The sequence below is a fragment of the Kitasatospora sp. NPDC058406 genome (genome assembly GCF_042722765.1).
GTDB lineage: Bacteria > Actinomycetota > Actinomycetes > Streptomycetales > Streptomycetaceae > Kitasatospora.
In genome coordinates, this window is the sequence record NZ_JBHXKE010000257.1 from 1 (window position 1) to 12434 (window position 12434).

Genomic DNA, 12434 nt, shown 5'->3' on the forward strand with positions numbered 1-12434 from the left:
GTTGGCGACCTTGCACGTCAACGGCGTTCCGGTCGACTGGGCGCCCTTCTTCACCGGCGTCCGACCGGCCGAGCTGCCGACCTACGCCTTCCAGCGCCGGCGGTACTGGCCCGACGAGGCGCCCGTCGGCCGGACCTCCGGGCCGGACCGTGAGGACGCCGACTTCTGGGCCACCGTCGAGCGCGGTGACCTGCGGACCTTGGCCGATCAGCTGGGCGTCACGGCGACGGCACTTGAGAGCCTCGTTCCGGCGCTGGCCACCTGGCGGGCGCAGGGCCGGGAACGGTCGTTGGTCGACGGCTGGCGGTACCGGGTCGACTGGGAGCCGGCGACCGTGTCCGCCGAAGCCCGGCTCGACGGTGTGTGGGCGGTGGTCGGCGAGGACGTCCACGGCCTTGCCGAGGTGCTGGCGGCACTGGGCGCTTCAGTGGTGCAGGTGACCGGCCGGGAGCAGCTGGCGGGTCTGGACGTCACGGGTCTCGTCGCGTCGCCGACGTCCCTGGCCGATGCGCTCGACCTGGTCCGGACGCTGGTGGACACCGGGTGCAGCACGCCGCTGTGGTTCGTGACCCGGAACGCGTTGGTCACCGGACCGGCGGACGGCGTTGGAGAGATCGACCAGGCGCAGCTGTGGGGCTTCGGCCGGGCGGTGGGGTTGGAGCACCCCGGGATGTGGGGCGGTCTGCTCGATCTGCCGGTCGAGTTGGACCGCCGGGCGGCGGGTCGTGTTGCTGCTGTCCTGGGTGGTGCGTTGGGCGCGGAGGACCAGGTCGCGGTGCGCGGTGGTGGCGTGCTCGTTCGTCGTCTCGTTCACGCGCCGGTGGGTTCCGGGTCGGTCTGGAAGCCTCGGGGCACGGTGTTGATCGCCGGTGGGACGGGTGGTCTGGGCGTCGAGGTGGCGCGGTGGGCGGCGGCGAACGGTGCGGAGCGGTTGGTGTTGCTCTCGCGGCGTGGATCTCAGGCTCCGGGGGCGGCGGAGTTGTTGGCGGAGCTGCCGATGGCGGAGATCCATGCGTGTGATCTGGCGGATCGGTCCGCGGTGGAGGCGTTGCTGGCCGTGGTCGGTCGGGTCGACGCGGTCGTGCACGCGGCCGGTGTGGCCGAGGACGTGCCACTCGTGGACGCGGACGAGGCGCATCTGGACCGGGTGATCCGGGGCAAGGTCGACGGGGCGTTGCATTTGGACGCGTTGGTCGGTACGGATCTTGACGCGTTCGTGGTGTTCTCGTCGATCTCGGGTGTCTGGGGCAGCGGGGAGCAGGCGGCGTACGGGGCGGCGAACGCGGCGTTGGACGCGCTGGTGGCGCGGCGTCGCGCGCAGGGTCTGCCGGGTACCGCCGTCGCCTGGGGTCCGTGGGCCCGGGTCGGCATGGCGGCGGACGACGAGACGGCCACGCAGCTGCGCCGCCGGGGTCTGAGCCCGATGGATCCCGCCCGGGCGCTGGCCGCGCTGGCATCGGCCGTCGGCTCGGGCGAGGCGGCCGTCACCGTCGCGGACGTCCGCTGGGCGGACTTCCTGCCGCTGTTCACCGCCGTTCGCGAGCGGCCGCTGTTCGCCAGGCTGGCCCCCGCCATGACGGGAGGTCCCGTGCCGGAGGAGACCGGTCTGGCCGCACGGCTCGCCGGCCTGTCGGCGGTGGAGCGGCACCGGGCGGTGCTGGACCTGGTGCGGGCCGAGGTGGCCGTGGTGCTCGGCCATGCGTCGGCCGGGGCGGTCGAGGCGTCGCGGGCGTTCAAGGAGCTGGGCTTCGACTCGCTGACGGCCGTCGAGCTGCGGAACCGGTTGCAGGCCGCGACCGGGCTGGTGCTTCCCGCGACGCTGGTCTTCGACTACCCGGACGCGGAGCGGCTCGCCGCCTTCGTGCTGGGACGTTTCGCTCCGGGCACCTTCGTGTCGGACGCGACCGTCGCGGCAGCCGTCGCGCCTGCCGGCGACGACCCGGTGGTGATCGTGGGGATGGGTCTGCGGTTGCCGGGTGGTGTGGGGACGCCCGAGGAGTTCTGGGATCTGGTCGCGTCCGGGAGGGACGGGATCGGGGCGTTCCCGACGGATCGTGGGTGGGATCTGGAGGGGTTGTACCACCCGGATCCGGAGCATGCGGGGACGTTCTACGCCCGGGAGGGCGGGTTCCTGTACGGGGCGGGCGAGTTCGATGCGGGGCTGTTCGGGATCTCGCCGCGTGAGGCGTTGGCGATGGATCCGCAGCAGCGCCTGTTGCTGGAGACGTCGTGGGAGACGCTGGAGGCGGCGGGTGCCGATCCGCTGGGCCTGCGCGGCGAGCCGGTGGGCGTGTTCGTCGGCGCCTCCTTCATGGGATACGGCTCCGGACCGGTCGAGGCTTCCGACGGCGTGGAGGGGCACCTCCTGACGGGTACGGCTTCGTCGGTGATGTCGGGGCGGATCTCGTACACGTTCGGGCTCGAAGGCCCGGCGGTGACGGTGGACACGGCGTGTTCGTCGTCGTTGGTGGCCCTGCATCTGGCGGTGCAGGCGCTGCGGTCGGGTGAGTGCTCGATGGCGCTGGTCGGTGGTGTGACGGTGATGCCGACGCCGGATGTGTTCGTGGAGTTCTCGCGTCAGCGGGGTCTGGCGCCGGACGGCCGGTGCAAGTCGTTCGGTGCGGGTGCGGACGGGACGGGTTGGTCCGAGGGTGTCGGCATGCTGCTCGTGGAGCGGTTGTCGTCGGCGCGGGCTGCCGGTCGCCAGGTCTTGGCGGTGGTGCGGGGTACGGCGGTCAATCAGGACGGTGCGTCGAACGGTCTGACGGCGCCGAACGGTCCGTCGCAGCAGCGGGTGATCCGGGCGGCGTTGGCGCAGGCGGGGTTGAACCCGCAGGACGTCGACGCGGTCGAGGCGCACGGCACCGGCACGACGCTCGGCGACCCCATCGAGGCCCAGGCGCTCCTGGCGACGTACGGTCAGGACCGTGACGGCGGCGAGCCGTTGTGGCTGGGGTCGGTGAAGTCCAACATCGGGCACACGCAGGCGGCGGCCGGTGTCGCCGGCATCATCAAGATGGTTCTGGCGATGCGGCACGGGACCCTGCCCGCGACGCTCCACGCCGACGAGCGTTCCCCGCACGTGGAGTGGGCTTCCGGCGCGGTGTCGCTGTTGACGGAGTCGCGGCCCTGGAACCCCGGGGACCGGCCTCGTCGGGCGGGTGTGTCGGCGTTCGGCGTCAGTGGCACCAACGCGCACGTGATCGTGGAGGAGCCACCGACGGTCGAGGCCGCCGCCGTGGCAGCAGTGGAACTGCCACTGGCTCCGGTGCTGTTGTCCGGTACGGACGAGGCGTCCCTGCGTGCTCAGGCTCAACAGCTGATCGACAGCGCCGAGGTGGGCGCTGCTCACCCGGTGGCACTCGGCGCGGCCTCGATCCGCCGTGCCGCGCTCGCTCACCGGGCGGTGGTGCTCGCCGGTGACACCGACGAGCTGATGACCGGGCTGGATGCGGTGGTGTCCGGTGCGGGTGGTCTGATCGGCACCGCACGGGCGGGCCGGGTGGCGTTCCTGTTCACGGGGCAGGGTGCGCAGCGTGCGTCGATGGGCCGGGGGTTGTACGAGGCGTTCCCGGTGTTCGCGGATGCCTTCGACCAGGTGGCGTTGCACGTGGATGCTCACTTGGACCGGCCGTTGGCGGAGGTGCTGGCGGACGAGGAGCTGATCCACCGGACGGGGTATGCGCAGCCGGCCCTGTTCGCGGTCGAGGTGGCGTTGCACGCGCTCCTCACGCACTGGGGTGTGCGGGCGGATGTCCTGGTCGGTCACTCGATCGGTGAGATCGCTGCCGCGCATGTGGCCGGGGTGCTGTTGCTCGGTGATGCGGCGGCGTTGGTCGTGGCCCGGGGCCGACTGATGCAGGCCCTTCCCGCCGGTGGGGCGATGCTCGCGGTGGGTGCTTCCGAGGCGGAGGTGCTGGAGGCGTTCCCGGACGTGGACGTCGCCGTGGTGAACGGCCCTGGGGCCGTGGTGGTTGCGGGCCTGGAAGCCGAGATCGACGCCGTCGCCGAGGCGGCGGGCGAGCGGGGTTGGAAGTCCAGCCGTCTGCGGACCAGTCACGCCTTCCATTCGCGGTTGATGGAGCCGATGTTGGAGGACTTCCGCGCCGTGGTGCGTGGGTTGTCCTTCGCCGAGCCTTCGGTCCCGGCGGTGTCCTCCGTGACAGGCCGCCCGGTCGGTGTCGGGCAGTGGTCGGACCCGGAGTACTGGGTCGACCAGGTCCGCAAGCCCGTCCGGTTCGCCGACGCCCTCGACGCCCTCGCGGCGCTCGACGGCGTCACCACCTACGTCGAACTCGGCCCGGACGCGGTCCTGTCCGCGCTCGTCCAGCAGCCCGACGCCGTCACCGCGCCGCTGCTGCGCCGCGACCGCGACGAAGTCACCACCGTGCTCACGGCGTTGGCGACCCTGCACGTCAACGGCGTCCCGGTCGACTGGTCGCCCTTCTTCACCGGCGTCCGACCGGCCGAGCTGCCGACCTACGCCTTCCAGCACCAGCGGTACTGGCTGGAGACCCGCGCCCAAGCGCCGGCCGTGGCCGCCGACGAGGCGTTCTGGGACCCGATCGACCGTGGCGACACCGCCGGACTCGCCTCCAGGCTCGGTGTCCCGGTCACCACCCTGGAACCGCTCGTTCCCGCGCTGGCGTCCTGGCGGGCCCGCGGTCGGGAGCGCTCGCTGATCGACGGGTGGCGTCACCGTGTCACCTGGAAGCCCGTCACCGATCTGGCCGAGGCGGCGCCCCGTGGCCGCTGGGCGATCGTCGGTGACGAGGCGTCCGTACGCGTCGAAGCGTCCGAGTTCGCCGAGGCGCTGACCGCGCTCGGCGCCGACGCCGTGGTCGTACCGCTCGGCGACCGCGCCGACCTGGCCACGCGTCTGCGTGAGCTGGAGCCCGCAGGCATCCTCGTGCTCCCGGCCGTGTCCCTCGCGGGCGCACTGGCCGTCGTCCAGGCATCGGCCGAGGTCGCGGGCGGTGCGCCGCTGTGGTTGGCGACCCGGGGCGCGGTGTCCGTCGGCCGGGCGGACGGCGCGCCGAACGTCTTGCAGGCGGCGAAGTGGGGACTGGGCCGCGTGGTCGGCCTCGAACACCCGGAGCTCCTGGGCGGACTGCTGGACCTGCCGGAGACCCTCGACGCCAGGGCGGTCGCCCGGCTCGGTCCGGTGCTGGCCGGTGCGCTCGGCCCCGAGGACCAGGTGGCGGTTCGCAGCAGCGGCGTTCTGGTCCGGCGTCTGGTGGCGGCCCCGGCGACCGGCGGAGCCACCTGGCGTCCGCGCGGCACCGTGCTGATCGCCGGAGGCACCGGCGGGCTCGGCGCCCAGGTCGCCCGATGGGCGGCCTCGAACGGCGCGGAGCGGATCGTGCTGGTCAGCCGGCGGGGCCCCGCCGCGCCCGGCGCGGAAGCACTGCTCGCCGAACTTCCGGGTGCCGAGGCGTACGCGTGCGATCTCTCGGACCGGGCCGCCGTCGAGGCGCTGCTCGCACAGGTCGGTGCGGTCGACGCGGTCGTGCACGCCGCAGGTGTGGCCGAGGACGCCGGGCTGGCCGACGCCGACGCCGGGCACCTGAACCGTGTGCTGTCCGGCAAGGTCGACGGGGCGTTGCACCTGGACGCGCTGGTCGGTACGCGTCTCGACGCGTTCGTGGTCTTCTCCTCGATCGCCGGAATCTGGGGCAGCGCCGACCAGGCCGCCTACGCGGCGGCGAACGCGGCGCTGGACGCCGTGGTCGCCGGACGCCGTGCCCGAGGACTGCCGGGCACCGCCGTCGCCTGGGGCCCGTGGGCCGAGGTCGGCATGGCCGCCGAGGCCGAGGTCGCCGACCGGCTGCGCCGTCGCGGCATCACCCCGGTCGACCCGGCGCTCGCGCTGGCCGCCCTGGCCGGCGCGGTCGGGGCCGGCGAGGACCAGGTGACCGTCGCCGACATCCGGTGGGCCGACTTCCTGCCCGCTTTCACCAGCACGCGCGCCCGGCCGTTCTTCGCGGATCTCCCGGCCGCCCGTGACCTTGCCGTCCCCGAGCCGCTGGGTGGCTCCCAGTCGTCCGCGTTCGTCCAGCGGTTGGCGGGCGTGCCGGTCGCCGACCGGCAGCGGCTCGTCGCGGACGTCGTACGGACGCACGTCGCCGCTGCCCTCGGTCATGCCTCGACCGGGGCGGTCGAGGCGTCGCGGGCGTTCAAGGAGCTGGGCTTCGACTCGCTGACGGCCGTCGAGCTGCGGAACCGGTTGCAGGCCGCGACCGGGCTGGTGCTTCCCGCGACGCTGGCGTTCGACTACCCGAGCGCCGAGCGGCTCGCCGGGTTCGTTCTGGAGCAGGTGGTCGGCGGCGCGGACGCCGCGGGTCCCGCCGCTCCGGTGCCCTTGGCCGCCACCGGCGACGACCCGATCGTCATCGTGGGGATGGGTCTGCGGTTGCCGGGTGGTGTGGGGACGCCGGAGGAGTTCTGGGATCTGGTCGCGTCCGGGAGGGACGGGATCGGGGCGTTCCCGACGGATCGTGGGTGGGATCTGGAGGGGTTGTACCACCCGGATCCGGAGCATGCGGGGACGTTCTACGCCCGGGAGGGCGGGTTCCTGTACGGGGCGGGGGACTTCGATGCGGGGCTGTTCGGGATCTCGCCGCGCGAGGCGTTGGCGATGGATCCGCAGCAGCGCCTGTTGCTGGAGACGTCGTGGGAGACGCTGGAGGCGGCCGGTGCCGATCCGCTCGGCCTGCGCGGCGAGCCGGTGGGCGTGTTCGTCGGCGCCTCGTTCATGGGGTACGGCACCGGGGCGGCGGAGAGCGGGGAGGGCCTGGAAGGCCATCTGCTGACGGGTACGGCTTCGTCGGTGATGTCGGGGCGGATCTCGTACACGTTCGGGCTCGAAGGCCCGGCGGTGACGGTGGACACGGCGTGTTCGTCGTCGCTGGTGGCCCTGCATCTGGCCGCGCAGGCGCTGCGTTCGGGTGAGTGCTCGATGGCGCTGGTCGGTGGTGTGACGGTCATGCCGACGCCGGATGTGTTCGTGGAGTTCTCGCGTCAGCGGGGTCTGGCGCCGGACGGCCGGTGCAAGTCGTTCGGCGCGGACGCGGACGGGACGGGTTGGTCCGAGGGGGTCGGCATGCTGCTCGTGGAGCGGCTGTCGTCGGCGCGGGCGGCCGGTCGCCAGGTCCTGGCGGTGGTGCGGGGCACGGCGGTCAATCAGGACGGTGCGTCGAACGGTCTGACGGCGCCGAACGGTCCGTCGCAGCAGCGGGTGATCCGGGCCGCGTTGGCGCAGGCGGGGTTGAACCCGCAGGACGTCGACGCGGTCGAGGCGCACGGCACCGGCACGACGCTCGGCGACCCCATCGAGGCCCAGGCCCTCCTGGCCACCTACGGTCAGGACCGGGACGGCGGCGACCCGCTCTGGCTCGGGTCGGTGAAGTCCAACATCGGCCACACGCAGGCGGCGGCCGGTGTCGCCGGCATCATCAAGATGGTTCTGGCGATGCGGCACGAGACCCTGCCCGCCACCCTGCACGCGGACGAGCCGTCGACCGAGGTCAACTGGTCGGCGGGCGCCGTCGAGTTGCTGACGGAGGCGCGGCCCTGGAGCGCCGGGGACCGGCCTCGTCGGGCGGGTGTGTCGGCGTTCGGCGTCAGCGGTACGAACGCGCACGTGATCGTGGAGGAGCCCCCGGCCGTCGAGTCCGCCGCCGTCGTGGCAGTGCAACTTCCCTTGGTGCCGGTGCTGTTGTCCGGTGCGGACGAGGCGGCGCTCCGTGCCCAGGCACAGCAGGTGCGACTTGTGGCTGATCGGGATCTCCACGCGCTCGCCGCAGCGGCAGCCCGGCGTGCCGCGCTGGCCTATCGGGCGGTGGTGCTCGCCGGTGACACCGAGGGGTTGACGACCGGGCTGGGCGCGGTAGCTTCCGGGTCGGGTGGCTTGACCGGTACGGCGGCTTCTGGTCGGGTGGCGTTCCTGTTCACGGGGCAGGGTGCGCAGCGTGCGTCGATGGGCCGGGGCCTGTACGAGACCTTCCCGGTGTTCGCGGACGCGTTCGACCAGGTGGCGTTGCACGTGGATGCTCACTTGGACCGGCCGTTGGCGGAGGTGCTGGCGGACGAGGAGCTGATCCACCGGACGGGGTACGCGCAGCCGGCGCTGTTCGCGGTGGAGGTGGCGTTGCATGCGCTGCTGTCGCACTGGGGTGTGCGGGCGGACGTGCTGGTCGGTCATTCGATCGGTGAGATCGCTGCCGCGCACGTGGCCGGAGTGCTGTCTCTGCCGCACGCGGCCACGCTGGTCGCGGCGCGCGGCAGGTTGATGCAGGCCCTTCCGGCCGGTGGGGCGATGCTCGCGGTGGGTGCTTCCGAGGCGGACGTCCTCGCCGCGTTCCCGGACGTGGACGTCGCGGTGGTGAACGGCCTTGCGGCCGTGGTGGTTGCGGGCCTGGAAGCCGAGATCGACGCCGTCGCGGAGGCTGCGGGCGAGCGGGGCTGGAAGACCAGCCGCCTGCGGACCAGCCACGCCTTCCACTCCCGGTTGATGGAGCCGATGCTGGAGGACTTCCGCGCCGTGGTGCGGTCCCTGGCCTTCGCCGAGCCTTCGGTCCCGGCAGTTTCGTCGGTGACCGGCCGCCCGGTCGGTGTCGGGCAGTGGTCGGACCCGGAGTACTGGGTGGACCAGGTCCGCAAGCCCGTCCGCTTCGCCGATGCCCTCGAAGCGCTCGACGGCGTCACCAGGTTCGTCGAACTGGGCCCGGACGGCGTCCTGTCGGCGCTCGTCCAGCAGCCCGACGCCGTCACGGCGCCGCTGCTGCGCCGCGACCGTGACGAAGTCACCACCGCGCTGACGGCGCTCGCGACCCTGCACGTCAACGGCGTCCCGGTCGACTGGTCGCCGCTGTTCACCGGCGTCCGACCGGCCGAGCTGCCGACCTACGCCTTCCAGCACCAGCGGTACTGGCTGCAAGCAGCAGCGCCCGGCCGTTCGGCGGAACCTGCGGAGGCGGGCTTCTGGAACGTCGTTGAGAGGGGCGATCTCCCGGCGTTCGCAGCGGAGTTGGGTGTCGATACCGATGCCGCCGCCACCGTGCTGCCCGCGCTGTCGACCTGGCGGGCGCGCGGCCAGGAACGGTCGCTCATCGACGGCTGGCGATACCGCGTCACCTGGAAGCCGGTCGCCGATCCCGGCGCGGCCCGGGTCGACGGATCCTGGCTGCTTCTCGGTGAGGACGACGAGGAGACCGCCGCCCTCGCCGATGTCCTGACCGGTCACGGCGCGACCGTGCTCCGGTTGGAGATCGGGGTGCGGGCCGAGCTGGCCGACCGGCTGCGGACGCTCGACGCACCGCCGGTCGGCGTGCTGGTACCGGCGGGTTCGCTCACCGGCGTGCTCGCCGCCGTCCAGGCACTGGGCGACGCCGGAATCGCGGCGCCGCTCTGGCTCCTCACGCGGGGGGCGGTCGCGACCGGGTCCGCCGATCCGGCGGTCGACCCGCACCGAGCGGAGGTGTGGGGCTTCGGCCGCGTCGTCGGGTTGGAACACCCCGACCGCTGGGGCGGGCTTATCGACCTGCCGGAGCACCTGGACGTCCGTGCGGGCGGCCGTCTGGTGGCCGTGCTCGCCGGCGGGCTGGGTGACGAGACCGAGGTCTCGGTCCGGGGCGGCGGGCTGCTGGTCCGCCGCCTGGCCCCGGCGCCTCGGCGGTCGGGAGGCGGCTGGGAGCCGCGTGGGACGGTTCTGGTCACCGGAGGCACCGGTGGTCTCGGCCGCCAGGTCGCCCGGTGGGCGGTGGAGCACGGCGCCCGACGGGTCGTGCTCGTCGGCCGACGGGGGACCGGGGCGGAGGGTGTCCGCGAGCTGACGGCGGAGTTCGAGAACGTCGAGGCCCGTGCCTGCGACCTCACCGACCGCGACGCGGTCGCGGCGCTGGTGCGGGAGTTCGACGACGAGCCCGACCTGGCGATCGTGCACGCCGCCGGGACCCTGGACGACGGCGTGGTCGCCGGGCTCGACCCGGCCCGCCTGGACGCGGTGCTGGCGAGCAAGGCCGGTGCGGCCTGGCAGCTGCACGAACTGACGGAGCACCGCCCGCTCTCGGCGTTCGTCCTGTTCTCCTCGACCGCCGGCGTGCTCGGCAACCCCGGCCAGGCCAACTACGCCGCCGCCAACGCGGCGCTCGACGCGCTCGCGGAGCACCGCGCGGCCCGCGGGCTGCCGGCCACCTCGATCGCCTGGGGACCCTGGGCCGACGCCGGCATGATGGCCGGCCACGCGGGCTCCGCGCAGTTCCGCCGCTCGGGCCTCTCCCTGTTGCCCCCCGCGGCCGCGCTGGCCGCGCTGGCCGCCGCGGTGGGCGGTGGCGAGCCGGCGGTGGTCGTCGCGGACGTGCGGTGGGACCGGTTCGCCGCCGAGTCCGGCGTGCTGCGGCCGGCGTCGGTGCTGGCCGACCTGCCGGAGGTGCGGGCGTCGGTCCGCGAGGTGACCGTGACCGGCCGGCTGCCGCTCGCGCTGCGGCTGGCGGACCTCTCGCCCGCCGAGGCGCGCCGGACCCTGCTGACCGAGGTGCGGGACCAGGCTGCCGCGGTGCTCGGGCACGGGTCGGGCGGTGCGGTGGCGCCCGACCGCTCGTTCCAGGACCTCGGCCTCGACTCGCTCACCGCGATGGAACTGCGGAACCGGCTGGCCGCCGCGACCGGACTCACCCTCCCGGCGGCACTGGTCTTCGACTACCCGGACGCCGACCGGCTGGCCGGGTTCCTGCTGGAAAGGCTCGTCGGCGGACGGGCTGCGGCGGTACCGGCCGCTCCGGCCGCGCCGGTCACCGACGATCCGATCGTCATCGTCGGGTTGGCCTGCCGGTTCCCGGGCGGGGCCGACACCCCGGAGGACCTCTGGGACCTGCTGGCCTCCGGGACCGACGCCATGGGCGGGTTCCCCACGGACCGCGGCTGGGACCTGGAAGCCCTCTACCACCCGGACCCGGAGCACCCCGGCACCACGTACACCCGGGACGGCGGCTTCGTGTCCGCCGCCGGTGAGTTCGACGCGGGGCTGTTCGGGATCTCGCCGCGCGAGGCGCTGGCGATGGACCCGCAGCAGCGGTTGCTGCTGGAGACGTCGTGGGAGGCGTTCGAACGGGCCGGGGTCGACCCGCTGTCGCTCCGCGGCGAGCAGGTCGGCGTGTTCGCCGGAACCAACGGTCAGGACTACGTCGCGCTGCTGGACGACGGGTCCGAGGACGTCGCGGACTCGGCGGGCCACATCGGCACCGGGAACGCGGCGAGCGTGCTGTCCGGCCGCGTCTCGTACTCGTTCGGCCTGGAGGGGCCGGCGGTGACGGTGGACACGGCGTGCTCGTCGTCGCTGGTCGCGCTGCACCTGGCCGCGCAGGCGCTGCGGTCGGGCGAGTGCTCGATGGCGCTGGTCGGCGGTGTCACCGTGATGGCGACCCCGACGGCCTTCCTGGACTTCAGCCGTCAGCGCGGGCTGGCCGCCGACGGCCGGTGCAAGTCGTTCGGCTCCGACGCGGACGGCACCGCCTGGGGCGAGGGCGCCGGCGTCTTCGTGGTCGAGCGGTTGTCGTCCGCGCGGGCGGCCGGTCGTCGGGTGCTGGCGGTGGTGCGGGGTACGGCGGTGAACCAGGACGGTGCGTCGAACGGTCTGACGGCGCCGAACGGTCCGTCGCAGCAGCGGGTGATCCGGGCGGCGTTGGCGCAGGCGGGTCTTTCCCCGCAGGACGTCGACGCCGTCGAGGCGCACGGCACCGGCACGACGCTGGGTGACCCCATCGAGGCGGAAGCGCTGCTGGCGACGTACGGCCGGGACCGGGACGGAGACGTTCCGCTCTGGCTGGGGTCGATCAAGTCCAACATCGGCCACACGCAGGCGGCGGCCGGTGTCGCTGGGATCATCAAGATGGTCCTGGCGCTTCGGCACGAGACCCTTCCCGCCACCCTGCACGCGGACCGGCCGTCCCCGCACGTCGACTGGGCGTCGGGTGCGGTGCGGCTGCTGACGGAGTCGCGTCCGTGGACCTCGGGGGACCGGCCGCGTCGGGCGGGCGTGTCCTCGTTCGGGATCAGCGGCACCAACGCGCACGTGATCCTGGAGGAGGCGCCGGCTGACGAGACCGTGACCGGACCGGCGCCGTACCTGACCGTGCCGGTGCTGCTGTCCGGCCGGACCCCGGACGCGCTGCGGGCCCAGGCGGAGCGGCTGAGGACGGTGTCGGGCACCGACCTGCCGGCCGTGGCGGCGGCTGCGGCGCGGCGTCCGGTGCTGGCGCATCGTGCGGTGGTGCTCGCGGGTGGGACCGACGAGCTGGCGGCCGGGCTGGATGCGGTGGCGTCCGGTGCGGGTGGTCTGATCGGCACCGCACGGGCGGGCCGGGTGGCGTTCCTGTTCACGGGGCAGGGTGCGCAGCGTGCGTCGATGGGCCGGGGGTTGTACGAGGCGTTCCCGG

The 12434-nt window shown here is 73.8% G+C and carries 1 protein-coding gene; it reads left to right on the forward strand.

Features of this window, described 5'->3' with window-relative positions; translation table 11 throughout:
* On the forward strand, positions 1–12434 hold a 12434-nt coding region (locus ACFWOG_RS34200; RefSeq protein ID WP_380363136.1), incomplete at both ends, for a type I polyketide synthase.